This window comes from Burkholderia sp. 9775_39, assembly GCF_015712225.1.
GTDB classification, from domain to species: Bacteria; Pseudomonadota; Gammaproteobacteria; order Burkholderiales; family Burkholderiaceae; genus Burkholderia; species Burkholderia cenocepacia.
Genome location: NZ_JACCQC010000023.1, coordinates 97,557 through 113,509, shown reverse-complemented (window position 1 = coordinate 113,509; position 15,953 = coordinate 97,557). Strand labels below are relative to the sequence as shown.

Below are 15,953 nucleotides of genomic sequence, written 5' to 3'. Positions count from 1 at the left end.
CGCGGTCGCGAACACACTGAACTCTCGACCACGTAAAACGCTCGGATGGAAAACGCCAGCGGAAGCATTCCACGAACTGTTATCCGCAACATAACGATGGATGTTGCGACGACTCCTTGAACCTAAGCAATATTGCGCGCTCGCCTATCGAGCACTCATCGGCCAGTTTGACATGCGCGCGTCGATGAGCCGCCGTGGCAACTGTTACGACAACGCCCCGATCGAATCCTTCTGGGGAACGCTGAAGAATGAACTGATCTATCATCAACGTTTCGCCACACGTGAGCAGGCACGCCTGGCGATCAGCGAATACATCGAGATCTTCTACAACCGGCAGCGCACGCAGGCGCGTCTGAACTACCAATCGCCTGTCGCGTTCACGCAGCGTTTCTATCTGAATCAGATCGCTGCTTAACCCGTTGGCCTCCACGAATTCCGTCTGACCTCAGACGGCGTGGGTTCGCGAGCGCTATCCGGAAACCAGGAAACGCGTGGTTGGCAAGGCAGGCCGACCGGCCGTGTCATTGGCGACCAGGCAGCTCGCGGTGTACGAACTGTGCACACGGGAAGGAAGTGCACAGGCGGTGGCGCAAAAGCTGGACGTCGACAGGGTGTCGCTGTACAACTGGAAGAACCAGTTACTCGGCCGAGGGGCCCCTGCATCCATGAAGCGCGACAAGGGATCACCATCAGAGACGGATCGGGACGAACTGGAGCGGCAGGTCGAAGAGCTCCGGCGCGACATTCGCAATCTGAAGCTTGAACACGACCTGTTGAAGAAGGCGAATGAACTCGTAAAAAAAGACCTGGGCGTCGACCTGCCACTCCTGAGCAATCGGGAGAAGACGAAACTGGTTGACGCCCTGAGAGAAGAATACGGTTTGACTGAGCTGCTTGAGCGGTTGGGCCTGGCGCGCAGCTCCTATTTTTATCATCGGTCGCCCATACGGGTTGCCGACAAATATGCAGATGTCCGTCGTACCGTTGCAGAGATCTTCGAGGACAATCACCGATCCTACGGCTATCGTCGGGTGCAAGCAGCGCTTAGCAGGCAACGAGTGTTTCTATCGGAGAAAGTCGTGCGTCGCCTCATGAAACAAGGCGGCCTCCACGCAGCAAGGCCCAAGCGGCGCCGATATCGCTCTTATATCGGGGAAATCAGCCCTGCCCCAGATAACATCATCAATCGCGATTTCCACGCGAACGCCCCCAACGAAAAGTGGGTGACGGATATTTCCGAGTTCCAGATTCCTGCGGGGAAGGTATATCTATCGCCCATGATCGACTGCTTCGATGGGATGGTAGTCAGCTGGTCGATTGGCACAAGCCCCGACGCAGAGCTCGTGAATTCCATGTTAGATGCGGCTATCGAGACCGTGACCGAGGACGACGAGACGCCGATCGTGCATTCCGATCGGGGTGGCCACTACCGTTGGCCTGGCTGGCTATCGCGGGTTGCGAAGGCTAAGCTGATCCGCTCCATGTCGCGTAAAGCCTGTTCACCGGACAACGCGGCCTGTGAGGGATTCTTCGGCAGGCTAAAGACCGAGATGTTCTATCCAGGAGACTGGCGTTCGACGACCATCGCGGAGTTCGTTGAGGTACTGGACGCCTACGTTCGCTGGTACAACGAGAAACGGATCAAGGGCTCCCTTGGCTATCTCAGCCCCATCGAGTACCGTGAAAGCCTTGGGTTAGCAACGTAAATCAGTCCAAGAAAATAGCCGCATCCCCGGTGGGTTAAGACTCGGTGGAAATCAACAGCACTGGGCCACTGGCTGAGGTCAACCAGCTCAGCGGGAATGGAGCGGCGATCGAAGCGTAGCGTCCCGAAGGCAATCGATCTCATGGCGTCACCAAGCGGCTATTGGGTCCGAGAGGCTGTGAGGCGATAGTTGGGCAGTCCAGCATGCCTTTCAGGACCAATGAAAACGCGACGGCACGCACGAGTTCAGGATGAAGGGCGTCAAACCGTTGTTCCAGTTCGGCCAGCGTCAAGCCGCCATCGCACGCGGTCGAGATGGCACGGGAAAATTCATCTCCGACTGCTGCGGTGTTCGCCGCGAGGTAATGCAACATCGTGAGCCTGTTCTGGCACAGCAGCTCGGGATCATCGAGTTGATTCGGGAGGATGGTGTGCACCGTCATTGCGTTCGCCCGACACCACGCGTCGAGCGCCGGATACACGCGAAGCCCCTTTGCAGCGATCGTCGCTTCGGATGATCGCAAAACCAGATGCAGCTGCTCGCCGTAGTCCGTACAAACCCAGAAGTCCGCAGCCCGACTCCCTCTCGCCTCCGGGACGAGCAGCGGTCGCTCGCAATAGGTAACCACTTGTGGGGCGGATTCCAGCCGCAGCCAGAGCTGAAGCGCGCTTCGGCCAAACAACGTCAGCCTCCTGCCGACCTTGGGACCGAACACGTCGAACCGATGTGCGCCGTACGGACGCACGTCGGTAGCCGCCTTTCGGAAACGTGGTGAACGCATCGCGCGCTCCATGCAAGTTATGCACACGTTTTACTACACGAAAGGTGGGAGTGACGGATAGGGAAACCGCTAGGGCTAAAAGGCGCGTTGACGGATCAATAAAATACTACGAAACACGTATCAAACAATACAAACCAAATCCCAACTGGTGTTGAACAGGAAGAGCGGCTTTTTCAGTGAGTTTTTCGGCACCAAAAAACGCGCCTCTTTCAAGAAGTCCGTGAAACATCAACACATGAAACGCGAAATGCCTTTTCGAAACAATCCGTTAGGCGAAGCACGCCTCATTTTACGATGTTCCACGAGATTGCGATATCCATGCCGTCGACCGCCTGAGATTTCCAACATTGCCTTCTCCATATCGAGATTTTCGACTCTTCTTTCCGAAATTGGAGAAGCGAATCTTGTTCATCTGAGGCCGGCCGACCACGTTCCGCATGGATCGGCTCCGTCGGGCCAGTAGAAGTTTTACTTCATCGGACGAAACGGCGCACGCCGCAGGATGTGTATCAAACAACACGCTTTACGTACCGCTCTCGAATCCGCCCATGACGACCGCCGACGATCCTGACGTGCTCGATGTCGAGTTCCGCGAGCTGCCGGCCACGCCGCGCCGCGCGACCACGCCGGCTGCCCGCCGCAAGTCTCGCTCGCGCGCCGCACGCCGCGAAGCGGCCGCCGCGCGCCGAATCGGCCTGCAGCACCTTGCCTTCTTCCGCGGCTATCTGGAAGGACTGGATCTCGCCGAGCTGGCCGACCAGTACCTCGAATTTGGTCGCGACGCGCGCAAGGCGGCCGCCACCCGCACCTGGCTGGTCACGGCCTTCGTCGCCGCGGCCCGCAAGCGCCAGGACTTCGCGACCGCGCGCCTCCTTGCGATTCGTCCGGCCGCCCTTGCCGCGACGCCAGCGGCCGACGCGCCGGCGCAATCCACGCCATCGCTGGACGACTTCGCCGCCGAGCACGATCCGGACGGCTTCTATACCGAGAAAGAGCTGCTGGATCTGTTCGCCGCCCGGCACGCCGTCGCGAACACCGACGCCGTCGCGAACACCGACGCCGGCGCGACCCTACGTCGGCAGCAGCGCAACGCCCGCCTGCGCGCGCGACAAATGGCGGCGCTCGAGGCGCTCGCGCGTCTGGTGGTCGAGGATCCACGCCCCGAGCACCACGTGCTCGGCTGGTTCGATACCGCCGTCGCGCTGCGTCTCGCCGACGTCGGCCTCACCACGATCGGCAAGCTGGTCGAGTCGATCAACGCGCTCGGCTACCGCTGGTACCGACGCGTGCCGCGCCTGGGCGAAGTCGGCGCGCGTCGCATCACCGCGTGGCTCGCGCACTACGGGGACGTCTCCGGCCTGCAGCTCGCCGCCGGCGTGCAAATCCACCCGTCCGAGCGCACGCTGGCGGGACCGCAGCTGGCCGCGGCCGGTCCCGTCACTGCGATCGTGCCGCTCGAGCGCTTCTTGCTGCCGCCCGAGCTGGACGGCTCGCATGGCACGCACCGCAATCTCGTCAGGAACAACAGTCGCGCCAACAACGACCGCGAGGCGATTGATTTCTGGCTCGCCGACTACGAGAACCCACATACGCGCCAGCGCTACCGCACCGAAGCCGAGCGGCTGCTGCTGTGGGCGATCTTCGTGAAGCGCAAGGCGCTGTCGAGCCTCGACACCGATGATGCGCGCGACTACATCAACGGGTTCCTGGTCGATCCGCAGCCGGCCAGCCAATGGGTCATGACGGGCACCGCGCATCGCGGCGATTTGGGCTGGCGGCCGTTCCGTGGGCCGCTGTCGATCAAAAGCCGGCAGGATGCGCTGTCCGCGCTGAAGAAATTCTTCGGCGAGCTGGTCGACGCGCAGTATCTGGATCACAACGCATTCGCGAAGGTGCGCGTGTTCACTGGGTCGACACACGACGCCGCCGGCAACGAGCGGCGCGTCGCCGCGAAATCGCGTCTGCAGATCGAGCGCGGCCTGACCTCCGATGCCTGGCGCTTCGCGATGCGCGTCCTCGACGCGATGCCGGACACGGCCGCGGCGACACGCATGCGCTTCGTGCTGAGCTTTGCGTACAGCACCGGGCTGCGACGTGCCGAGTTGTGCGGGGCCTTCACGGACGACGTGCAGGAGCGTTACGCCGGCCCTGAGCTGGGCACGATTCGGTTGCTGCGCGTGGTTGGCAAGCGCGCGAAGGAGCGCTTTGTGCCGCTGGTGCCGGCGGTGCTGGATCTGATGGGCGACTATCTGGAATCGCGCGGGCTGCCGCGCGATCCCCTCGCCTGCCCTGCCGCCACCCCGTTGATCCCGGCGCTGCTGTCGAATGCCGAGATCGGCCGGATCCGGCGCGCGGCGAAGGCAAGCAAAACCGATCCAACGCCCGAACTCGCGGCGCGCGCGCGGCAAACCGGGCCGATCCATCCGATCCAACTTTATAAGGCGGTTAGGCAGTTTTTTGCGACGGCGACCGCCGCAGCACTGCGTGAGGACTCGCCGCACGCGCGTGCCTTCAGCGCAGCCAGCCCGCACTGGCTACGCCACACCTTCGTGTCGCATGCGCTGGCCAATGGGATGAGTCTCGAGAGTGCGCGGAATTTCGCCGGTCACGATTCGCTCGACACCACATCGATCTATGCGACTGCGGAGCTTGGACGCCAATACCGAGAGGCTGAGACCTTCCTTAGACTAGCTGGAGCTTAGTGCAGCTCGGGTTATCAAAGTCGCTTGATGGGGAGTCGCCCAGAATTGGAAGAAGCTGCGACGCCAATATTACTGATCTGGCTGCCACTCTGAAGGTGATTGACGAAACACCAGCATCGGGAGCGATGACGTCCCACCGTCGACTTCTCCAAGATTAAGTTGGAGTTAGCTCCGTGTGAATTGTCGAACTACCAGATTATCTCCGACTTCCGCCCTTACAGGCCACCGATCTCCCAGATAATCCCGCACATTGCGATCGAGAGTACGCCGCGGCCATCTACGGGTGCGCAGCAGAAAATCAGTATATAAGAAAAACCAAAAACTTTGCACATGATCCCAAACGACGACGTATCACTTGCAATCCGCACAATTCCTTCCGCTGGCAAAGCAGTTCGTTGTCGCTTCCGTCGTGCAAGCTCGTGACAGTTTCAACGTAGAAACTCGAAGGGCCAGCGCCAGATAGCAATTGCCCCTGGTACCGCACCAAAGGCATTGCCCGTAGTTTCAACGTAGAAACTTGGGCCGCGAGCATTCCGCGCGGTCAATATGCGAGCGATGGATGGGTTGCGGTCTGTAATCGCTTATCTCAGCCGGTTTTTAGTAACTGAATCCCTCCCATCGGTCCGAAAAGTCCTCTCCGACGCGCCTCGCATAAGCTTCCCCGCCGCAAAACGTTGCGTGCGCCCGCAGTACGCGATCGCAGTTTCTACGTAGAAACTGCCCGAAGGGAGGCAGCACAATGGGTGAGAAACTGCACGCGACTCAAAATATTGGACGCCAGCGACTGCCCGTTTACGTTCAATTCGCAGATTCCTCCACCACAAAGTCAGGCCACCAAAGACGCCGCTGGCCACACCCTAAGTTTCTACGTAGAAACTGCTCCGGGGCGGCGCACACCAAACTATAGTTTCAGCTGAGTCGTTGCTGCGATTCTAGAACCTCTCGAAATCACGTCGTTTTTCTTGATATTTTCCTGATGTCGTCTTAATATTCCCGGCAGCCGCTTGGCGCGCAGTTTCTACGTAGAAACTGGTCCTGTCCGAGCACTAGTTGCATGAGGAGAACGCATGGCCGCAAAAATTATTGCCGTCTTCAATCAGAAGGGAGGGTCGGGAAAAACGACGACCTCGACCAATATCGCAGGCGCCTTGGGCCTGCGAGGCCACCGGACCATGCTCGTCGACTTGGATGAGCAGGGCACCGCAACACTGTCAGTCGGCGCGGCGCCGGACGATCGACCGTACCCGGCGGCTATCTCGAACCTAGCGCTAAGTCCCCGGCCGGATCGGGAGATTGCAAAATACGTGAATGACTATGATTTTATCGTCATAGACTGTCCGCCCGCCATTAAATCGGCAGCGCCTTCGGTTGCCCTCCTCATTTCCGATCTGGGACTGATTCCCATCGCAGCATCGGGCGGCAATCTCTGGGCGGTTCAGGAGGCAAAAAAACTGGGGATGGAGGCCCAGATCCGCAACCCGGATCTTAAGCTCCGTTCTTTCGCGAACATGAACCAGAACGTCACGATCGTGAAGCAGATCTTTGAAGCTGCAGCTGGAGACGATGAGCTTCCCATGCTTAAAACGAAGCTCGGCTTCCGGACCGCATACAAGGAAGCTGAGGTATCTGGGGCTACAGTCCTTCAACTCCGCTCGGCCAAAGCGGCCCACAAAGAACTGAATGATCTTGTTGACGAAATTCTCGAAGTTCTTGAGGTGCAAGCATGAGCAAAAAGGACTTCTCTGCTGCGATTAATGCCGGCGTAAAGCGGGACAAAACAATGCGAGAGACGGCGACACCTTCGAGGTTCGACCGAGTGGATGAGGCATTGAGCGGTCGAAGCAGCCTGTTGGATCAGCCCACGGAGAACGTCGCTGCCCCGACAAGATCGTCTGCAGAAGCGTATTTGGCAAGCCTGGAACAAGCGGGGAAGGTGCAGGCGCGGTACATAACGATGCCAATAAGTCATATCGACGACAACCCGCTTAACAGTCGCACGATCTACAAAGAAGAGCTCATCGCCGCACGCGCAGCCTCAATGGCGCGAGATGGCCAACTCGTCCCTGTGCTCGCCGGACGCCACCCCGACTTTCCGGATCGCGCAATCTTGATCGACGGCCAGTTCCGAAAGCTTGGCGCGCTCAGGAATCGCTCCGAGACGCTGGATGTGAAGCTTCTCGAAGGCCTGGATCCGATCGATTTCTACCGCCTTGCGCGAGCCGCAAACAACGAGCGCGAGCAGGAAACCATTTTGGACGTCGCACTCGGGTACAAGAAGCTTCTCGATCAAGGTCATGCAAAATCGAATGACGAACTGGCAGTCTTGGTGGAGGAGGGCAAATCCAAGGTCAGCAAAATCCTCGCGCTCCTGGATCTGCCGCAATCCGTCCTGGACGTAATCGGTTCGCATCCCAAACAATTTGGCCTATCGACTAGCTACGAACTCACCCTGTTCCTAAAGGCATCGGACGAGAAGCGCACCTTGGCATTCGCGGAGCGCATTCGTGACGAGGAATTGCCGTTCCAGAAGGTGAAGGCTATCCGCGAAAGTCTCGAGAATGGCCGAGCCCCACGTAAGTCCCTTTCGCGACAGTACAAGGTGTCCACTGTTGACGGGGCCGAGATCGGTGCGATCAAGGAGTGGGGCGATGGGAAGGTCCGTCTGGACCTCGCTCTAGGCTCGGCCGAAAAAGCCGAGGCATACGTTGCCGCCTTCAAAAAGCTCCTTGCCGAAGACGGTCATCAACTGAAGTAGGGACGTGCGATACCTAGGTATGTCTGCCGGCTAGGCACCGCAGCTTAGCTGGCATTCACTCCGTGCCGTCCCCCAAAGCAATGTAGCGCGACGGAACTACTGCGGGACGGTCGCGCTTCAGCTTCCGGCAGTTGCCGCCGCACTGGATTCTTCAAAGGGCAACTCACCGTCCAGCGCCAGGCGGCTTTGCGGATTCTGGATAAACTTGAAATCGAGCGAATTCACAGCGCGACCAAGCTTCACCGGTGTCCAGGAAATCACAAGGTCTGCCTTTGCGTTCAGCTCGTTCACGGCGGTTTCAATTACCCGACGCTTGATGTCGGCAAAGCGGTACGTCGCAGGAATTTCAAGCACATGCCGGAAATCTTCCAACGTTATCAGGAGCCGGCCTCGATCCCGCTCGCGCATCAATAGTTCGAGGAGCCGCCACGAGTAAAGTGACTGTAGCCCTCGGGCAAACTCAAGTTGATACGAGACGAACCGCCGCTGCAACATGAAGATATGGGGCGTTAAATCCGGAGAGAAGGAAACCTCTGCCCATCCTTCTCGTTCGTGGTAAACCGCCTTCCACACCCAATTCAGTACTACCTTCCTCGGGCCATCCATATACGTCAGTTGGCGCTTTTGAAGGCTCGCACAGCCTTCCTTCAGTCCCTCATACGCAGCGGTTGCCTGCTTCTCACCCGACCGCGGAGCAAGTGCTGCAAGGGCGGCGAACTCGTCGGCTCGTACACGAACACTCACATAGCCGTTACCCTTACCATGCAAGTATGGTGACTTCTTGCTGTCTATGCATCGCAGCGCCGCCATCATGACTCGCTTCTCGTTGAGGGTCAGCCCTTGCTGCGCATTGACCAGCGCGCGACTCATGGCAACAGTGCCCCGCACTCGGCCGTCACCGTCCAGAGGCGGTTCGTCCAACGGCTCGATCTTGAGAGGCTCGATCTCAACGATCTCGACCTGAGCGGGCTCGGACTGGTTTTTTGCCTTTTTGTTCACAAAGGTGACCTTCAGCGGTGAGTGTCACAATTATAAGGTGACATGGCCAGGCTGCAAGTCACCGTTGTGGATAACGGTCGAAATTTGTCACTGCCGGCCCGGATTGTGTCTACTTAGGGTCGGATTGCGTCACCTCTAGGTCGGCAAACGTCACAGTTTCATTACTGTGACACCCGGCAAAGCCTTAACTGACAAGCCTGTGCGAGGCAGGGCACAGCGTTTACAAAAGGTTTTACAAACGGTTCTACAAACTGTCTTACAAAGAGCACCGTTAGAAAGTTGCTTCTATACAACAAAATCCACCCCTACACCGACCTCCGGCGTTCGCCGGACATCTGAAAAGTGACAATTTCCGACCCCAATGCGCCTGTCGCGCCCCCGAACCACTCTTGATTGGTCGCAAGCACATGTTTGCCAGCGCTAAAGGTGACGCTTTCCGACCTCAATGGCCGAAAGCTACTAAGTACTCACTCACCTTCAACCGAGCAAGCCCCTGTGCAAACCCTTAGCTTGGGTGCCGGGTCGGAAAACGTCACCTTTACTGCAAGCTAAGACAGTCACTCCTATAACGTGGGGCGGTTCGTCGTCAGAGAAGCTATCTCGCGGGTCGGAAAAAGTCATAGAACGGAAGCGATCTTGGGTCGGAAAACGTCACTTTTGGCCCGAAGCCCAGCGTCCGAGAGGGGAACAGAGCGGCGGTCTAAGGTCGGAATATGTCACTTCTCAAAACATCAAAACGGGTCGGAATTTGTCACCATTGACGTCGCCCGCAAGTCGGATCGTGTCACCTTTCGGTGTAGCCCACCGGGTCGGAAAACGTCACTTTCGCGACCCGCGCGTCGGAAGGTCGGAATTTGTCACTGTTCGTGGTAAGTCAGCAGGTCGGAATTTGTCACCTTTGACGACGGTTGCCTCGGGTCGGGAAATGTCACCCCTCGACAGCCGTTGGGTCGGAAACCGTCACCATATGCTCTCGTGGCTTCTCTCGTTCCGGCAGTTTGCCGAAAGTACTGGGTCGGATAATGTCACCGATCGTATGGCAAGTGCTTCGAGGTCGGAATCTGTCACCCACCCGCAAAGCGTCGTCAGCGTCTTCGCGGAAGGACCGACGGAAGGAGAGTGTTCAACAGATCCTGCAGTAGAGGAATATGGGGAACCACGAGGTCGATATGACGCGCATCGATTCTGAGATGCCTACCGTTCGGACCTAGCGACAATCGAAGTTCGACACCGTCTTCGGCTTGAACTTTGCCCGTAGACAGGATCGATATTACTTTCGATGGAGCAAAGTTGGCGGGCACGGTTAGGGCCCTGCGCGTGACAATATCCTTACCAACTTCACGGATCAATTTCGTAGCGATTTCTGCTGTCCGGTATGAGATTTGGCATGGCCCGCCGAAAGAGGAGATCACTTCGGGAGGAAGTAGGGAGGCTTGGATAGACCGTGTGACCATGGCCTTCGACACGTTGAAGTCCGCAGCGAGCGTTGCTTGACTCGGCCAAAGCTGCTGATCCAACTGCTCCCGATAGAAATTGCCCAGTACTACGGGGGGAGAGCTCGCCCCGCGAAGATCGTCATGTCGCGCGATCGCGGCTGAGCGACCTCTCAGGATGGCTGTTTTGTCAGCGGCCGAACTATTACACGAATTGGAAAGGGTCATGGGAGCGGACGATCGTTGATCGTCAATTGTTGTTGTTTCTGAAAAATGCCTCTCAACCGGTTGAGGGGCGGCCCCGGGATTCCTCGAGCGAGGACTGGGTCAAGAATCGTGCGAAAACAATGATTTGCGAATGACCGCCGTTTCATCGCCCCCATAGTGAGGTGTGCAACGCGTGCAACGACAGTGCACTGATTCTATCGACGTAGTAGTAAACGCAAGACCGAAAAGCTCGCGATTTTCATAGGGCTTTTTGCCGTATGCCCCGCAACCGGTTGCGCGGCTTGGCGCCCGTGGCCGGCAATCCTAGCCGTCGCGAAAAGGTCCCTGAAATAACGGCTCTTTTCCCACGAGCCGTTGTCGCCTCGGCTGTTCCAATTGATCCGTCCCAATTGGAACCCCGTGATGCGATTCCCTCGACTCTTTCCCCGTAGCAAGAAGCAGGTCGCCCTGTCACCGGCGCCCGGCCACTACTCGAACGACGATCCCGAAAAGATCATCTTCGACCAGGGGACGCGTCTGCGCATCGAAGCCAATCACTGGAAGACCTTTTGCTTCATCCTCGCGATCATCGCAGGTGGTGCGGTGTACACCCGGCAACCGCCGCCGTCGGTAGTGCGCGCCTATGGTGTCTCGTCGGATGCCGGCGGGAACCCGTTGGTCAAGCAATTGGCCGCGTACAACCCCGACGATCAGGCGAAGCGCACGGCGATCAAACAGGACGTCGAGCACTGGTTCACGATCGAGCCGGTTCTCACCGACGACATCCGAACCTCGCGCCTCGCCAAGAACATCAACGCCGTCAAAGCCAAGATGGTCGGCAACGCGAAGAATCAGTTCGCGTCGTGGATCAGCGACGACAAACCGTTCGACCAGATCACGACCAATCCGAAGCTGGTCCGTGAGCCGAAGGTCACCAACGTCTCGCTGCTGGAGGATTCGACCGTCGTCGTCGAATTCACGACGTCGACGCGTCAATCGCCGACAGACAAGCCTGTCGACGTCCGGTTTGCATTGACGATGCGTTACCAGATCATCCCCCCGACCGCGGAGGACGTGCTGGGCACGAATCCGTACGGCCTCTATTACCCGTTCTTCACCCTCCAGAAAACCGGCGCATGAAACGAACACGTTCCCTTCTCAGCTGGGGCGCGCTCGCGTTGATCGCAGCGTCGGTCAATGCGTTCGCTGCAAAGAGTGCGGCGAACCCTGTGTCGCCGATTCCCGGGTTCGATGTCGGCAGCATCATCGGCGACGCGATGAACCCGGTGAATCCATACAACTCCGGCGCCGATCCCATCACCATGCCCGGCGATGCGCGCATGGCTGTCTTTCCGTACAGCCGCGACCAGATCTACCGCGTGATGACGGCCCCACTCAAGCTCACGACGATCGAGCTGGAGCGCGGTGAGAGCCTGATCAGCGAGCCGGCGATGGGCGACTCGGTCCAGTGGGTCATCGATACCGACGGCGCAAACCACGTGTACGTCAAGCCGACAAAGCCCGGCCTCGTCAACACCCTGCATCTGAGCACGAACAAGCGCGAGTACGAGCTGACGCTCGTCTCGTCACCGCTCGGCGGCTTGTTCTATCAGAACGTCCGCTTCAACTACCCGAACTCGCTGATGGCGAAAGTGCGCCCGCGCGCGAATGCCGCGGGCGACGATCGTGATGCTGACCAAGCTGGTCAATCGGATTCCGGGCCGATCGGCGTGCCGCCGGACAAGCTGAACTTCGAATACACAGTTTCTGGAACGAGCTCGCTCAAGCCCGAGACGGTCTTCGACGATGGCACGTTCATCTGGATCCGGATGCCGCCGCGTACCCCGTTCGCCGTGCCGACCATCAACGACGGTGGCGACATTGTTAGCCCGAACTTCATCCGCCGTGGGCCGTACATCGTCATTCAGCGACTGGCTGACGAAGTGAAGCTCACGCGACCGGGCGAGGAAGTGACGATCACGCGCGGCCGTCGCGGCCTGTTTGGGTTCTGAGGGCGGTATGGCAAAGCAGATAGATCGGACCAGTCCGGAAGAGAAAGCCTTGTTCAAGGGCAAGGTGCCCCGCAACGTCATGATTGCGATCGGCGCGATTGCGGCCCTCGGCATCGGCTCGCTCGGCTTCTACACGCAGACCGTCGAAGCGAATAAGGCAGAGGCAGAAGCGCTGAAAGCGAAGCGCGAACGAGCGGCCGAAGCGGTTGACAAGAGCAACGCCGACAAAGCTGACGTCGACAAGATCATCGAGCAGCAACAGGCCGAAGCACGTCGGCGCGCTGCGGAAGCCGCAGCCGCAGCTAGCGCGGCTGCAGCCGCGAACGCGAAGAAGCCGACGCTCTCGGCCGACGCCGTTTTGCCGAGCGCGAGTACCGCGGAGCTGAAGGCTGCGAACGACCAGGACAGTATCTACGTCTCTCCGATCTTCCGCGCGGGCGTCAAGGTCAAGGAAGGACAGCCGCAACTGCCGAACGGCATCATTTCGCCGCAACAGATGCTGCTCCAGCAGGCAGCGGCCCAGGATGCTGCGATGAAGGAAGCGACGGCGCAGGCTGCTCTGGCTTCGCGCGGCGGGCAAGCTGCGGGACCGATGACGACGCAGCAGCGCGACAACGCGTTCATGCACGACGTCGCGCAGCTGAGCGAAGGCGACAAGGATTTCGCGCGAACCGGATTTGTCGGCCAGTCGCGAGGCTGCACGCTGTCACCGCCAGCGAAGATTCCGGTTCTCTCGAACGAGGCGCTCAACTCCGATCGTCCTGGCACTGCGTCGCTGATCGTCGAAAGCGATGTGTATGCGAACAATGGCGACGGGCGTTGCCTGGTGATCCCGTGGGGCACCACGATCGTTGCGCCCTATAGCTCGGACATTCAGCCGGGGCAGGAGTCGATTCTCGTTGCCGGAGCGGAGATGCGGCTGCCGAACGGCAAGCACGTGCCGCTGTACGGCGCACAAGGTGCAGACGGCGATGGCACGGCCGGCTTCAGTGGTGACGTGAACAACCACTTCATCAAGATTTACTCGACCTCGTTCCTGACGGCCATCCTGGTTAAAGCATTCTCCAACAGCGACCAGAGCACGACGACTGGCCCGCTTGGCGTCACCACGGTGGGCAGCACGGGCGGTCAGATCGCGGCGCAAACCGCCCAGTCGGTGCTCGATCGGTACAAGAACATCCCGCCGACGATCTCGTCGAAGCCCGGCAAACGGCACTTCATGATGAAGATCAATCGCGACATGGTGCTCGAGCCGTACCGGGAGCCCCGATGATCAAGCGCATGGCTTTCGCGGCCGTAGTGGCATTGGCGAGCGCAGCCGCGCATTCGGCGGTGATCGCGCAGGTGATCAGCCCGGTGAGCGTCGTCATTCAGGATGGCGCGGTGCGCCGCGTGGCAATGCTGCCGGGCAAGCCGGTCTATTACTGCGGACTCGACGCGTTCGTCGAATGGGCATCGCCGTTGATCGGCCAGCCCGTGCGCAGCTCGAGCGAAGCGGGCCTCACGGTCTCGATCGACGGCCGCGATGTCGCACTGGACGACCTTTTCATCGACCGCGGCTGGCTCCAGCCACCCGTGCTGGATGACGGTGCGCAGGCAGCCCTTGTGGAGCGGCGAGGTGGATGGGCGTGCTCGCGTGCGGTCGTCCCATTCGAGCTGCTGCACACCAACGTCGATCCCAAGATCCTCGCGGGCATCGCGCTGAATGAATCGAACTACCGCGGCCGTGCTTGGCCATGGACCCTGAACTTTGAAGGGCAGGGCTTCTTCTTCAAGTCGCGCGAAGAAGCCTACAAGGCGATCGAGACGCTGCTCGCGCGCGAGCGATGCGACTTCGACGTCGGCCTCATGCAGGTGAACTGGTGCTACCACGGCAAGCGCTTCGCCTCGGCATGGGACGCGCTCGCGCCAGCGACCAACGTCGCGGTCGCCGAGGCGATTCTGACCGAGAACTTTGCGCGAACTGACTCGGTGGCGAAGGCGGTTGCCTATTACCACAGCGCGAATCCCAATCCCGGTCGCTCGTACCTTGCCCGGTTCGTTCGACAACTTTCCCTGATCGAGGCAGGCCTGTGAAGCACACGACCAAGATTCTCGCGTGCGTCGCGTCGGCGATTGTGTGTGTGGCCGCATCGGCGGCGAACACGGACCCGTTCGATTTCGACTACGACATCCTCGGCGGCATCTCCGAGCGGCCGGCACTGATCTTCAACGACGGGGCAAAAACCTATATCCAGCCGCGGGCGGGCCAGGTCATCGTCGCCGAAGGGGGGCATACCGAAGGCCCGTACGTCGTCGTGGAAGGCACGCCGGCGTCGATCACGTACAAGGTCGGTGCCCATTCGGCCACAGCCCGGTGGAAGAAGGCGAACACCTTCATCGGCGGCACCGGCGCACTGGCTGCGATGAAGGATGATCAACCAGCCGGATTCGATGGCTTCACGAACCGATTGGTGTTGATCGGCACGCGCTCAGCGCTCGCGCCGGTCCGCGCGCTTCATGCGTCGATGCCGGTTGGCAACGTGGTCAAGTCGCTCGTCCCGCAGGGCTGGACGGGTTCCGCGCAGAAGGACGTTGATCTGACGACCTCGGAGCTGTTCGCGACGCGCGACGGCGAGAACTGGATGCAGGCGCTCGATCGCTTGATGACGCAAACCGGGCTGTACGCAGATGTCGATTTCGGCGCGCGGCACGTGCGGCTGCATCGCGACCCGCCGAAGTCAGCGGCGTTGAACTATGCGTCGGCCGGCCCCGATGCCGACGAAGCCAGCCTGAATCGCGTCGTCGCGCGAGTCACGGCAGAACCGCCGCCGGTGTCGCAACTGGCTGAACGCTTTGGCGCTCAGGCGATCCGGGATGGCGACGACACGCATATGCAGATCCGCTTCACGGCGAAACCGGCGAAGGCCGTCACGTTCAAGACACCGGACGGGAAGACGTTGCGTACCAGCTGGGACGAGGCCAAGAGCGTGATGACGATCGACCGCGCCGAACGTTTCATTGTGTCCGATGCGACAAACCGCGTCGAGGTGACGCGGGACGCGAAGACGGTCTACGACTTCGATCAACCGAACCCGGCGAAGCTCGAAGCCGTGTTCGACCGGGAGGGCCGGACGTACTTCAAGTTCGCAGAATCGGTTGTGCGGGTCGGCGTGACGGATGCGCGAAACCTGGGTATCGGCGAGCAGAAGGGCCGCTACTTCATGTTTGAGGGCACCTCCGATCTGTTCACCGTGACCGCAGACGGCAACACGATTCACGTCAAGCGCCGTAAGGAAGTCGTCTATCGCGAAACGCCGGACGCAACGCTGCAGGCGAGCGGAGGGCCAACGTCGTGAAGCACATCGTATCGATCGTT

Annotated in this window: 10 protein-coding genes and 2 pseudogenes; 10 read left to right on the top strand and 2 right to left on the bottom strand. The window is 59.7% G+C overall.

Features of this window, described 5'->3' with window-relative positions; all coding sequences use genetic code 11:
• Positions 1-127: 127 nt before the first annotated feature.
• Positions 128-415: pseudogene (locus H0X90_RS26850) on the top strand (IS3 family transposase); the annotation flags it as partial.
• A gap of 34 nt (positions 416-449) precedes the next feature.
• A pseudogene (locus H0X90_RS26845) lies at positions 450-1,706 on the top strand (IS3-like element ISBmu11 family transposase); the annotation flags it as partial.
• A gap of 139 nt (positions 1,707-1,845) precedes the next feature.
• On the opposite strand, the gene H0X90_RS26840 reads toward H0X90_RS26845, so the two are convergent.
• A complete protein-coding gene (locus tag H0X90_RS26840; RefSeq protein WP_081059396.1) occupies positions 1,846-2,499 on the bottom strand; it encodes a hypothetical protein in 654 nt (217 codons plus the stop codon).
• Positions 2,500-3,035: 536 nt separating this feature from the next.
• Between H0X90_RS26840 and H0X90_RS26835 the strand changes: the two genes are divergently transcribed.
• The 3 genes from H0X90_RS26835 (at position 3,036) to H0X90_RS26825 (ending at position 7,944) form a co-directional block, all read left to right on the top strand.
• Positions 3,036-5,189: a phage integrase family protein gene (locus tag H0X90_RS26835; RefSeq protein ID WP_196438310.1), complete on the top strand. Its 2,154-nt coding sequence runs from the start codon at positions 3,036-3,038 to the stop codon at positions 5,187-5,189.
• A gap of 1,067 nt (positions 5,190-6,256) precedes the next feature.
• Positions 6,257-6,916, top strand: coding sequence for an AAA family ATPase (locus H0X90_RS26830; protein ID WP_151062656.1), 660 nt, complete (start codon positions 6,257-6,259; stop codon positions 6,914-6,916).
• Complete coding sequence (locus H0X90_RS26825) at positions 6,913-7,944, top strand: ParB/RepB/Spo0J family partition protein (protein ID WP_151062655.1); 1,032 nt, start codon at positions 6,913-6,915, stop codon at positions 7,942-7,944. Before H0X90_RS26830 ends, H0X90_RS26825 begins: the two co-directional genes overlap by 4 nt.
• A gap of 117 nt (positions 7,945-8,061) precedes the next feature.
• Here H0X90_RS26825 and H0X90_RS26820 read toward each other — a convergent pair whose 3' ends face one another.
• Positions 8,062-8,943: a replication initiation protein gene (locus tag H0X90_RS26820; protein ID WP_151062654.1), complete on the bottom strand. Its 882-nt coding sequence runs from the start codon at positions 8,941-8,943 to the stop codon at positions 8,062-8,064.
• A 2,063-nt stretch (positions 8,944-11,006) separates the two neighbouring features.
• On the opposite strand from H0X90_RS26820, the gene H0X90_RS26815 reads away from it, so the two are divergent.
• Genes H0X90_RS26815 through H0X90_RS26795 form a run of 5 tightly spaced genes read left to right on the top strand, consistent with a single transcriptional unit; the run spans position 11,007 to position 15,933 of the window.
• Entirely contained in the window at positions 11,007-11,723 is a 717-nt protein-coding gene (locus H0X90_RS26815) for a type IV secretion system protein (protein ID WP_062911797.1), read from the top strand.
• Positions 11,720-12,595 (top strand): TrbG/VirB9 family P-type conjugative transfer protein, encoded by an 876-nt coding sequence (locus H0X90_RS26810; RefSeq protein ID WP_196438309.1) that lies wholly within the window; start codon positions 11,720-11,722, stop codon positions 12,593-12,595. The genes H0X90_RS26815 and H0X90_RS26810 overlap by 4 nt, the downstream gene beginning before the upstream one ends.
• Positions 12,596-12,602: 7 nt before the next feature.
• The gene (locus H0X90_RS26805; RefSeq protein WP_196438308.1) at positions 12,603-13,868 is read left to right on the top strand and encodes a TrbI/VirB10 family protein; all 1,266 of its coding nucleotides are present in this window, start codon (positions 12,603-12,605) and stop codon (positions 13,866-13,868) included.
• Positions 13,865-14,671: a transglycosylase SLT domain-containing protein gene (locus tag H0X90_RS26800; protein WP_196438307.1), complete on the top strand. Its 807-nt coding sequence runs from the start codon at positions 13,865-13,867 to the stop codon at positions 14,669-14,671. Before H0X90_RS26805 ends, H0X90_RS26800 begins: the two co-directional genes overlap by 4 nt.
• Entirely contained in the window at positions 14,668-15,933 is a 1,266-nt protein-coding gene (locus tag H0X90_RS26795) for a TrbG/VirB9 family P-type conjugative transfer protein (protein WP_196438306.1), read from the top strand. Before H0X90_RS26800 ends, H0X90_RS26795 begins: the two co-directional genes overlap by 4 nt.
• Positions 15,934-15,953 lie beyond the last annotated feature (20 nt).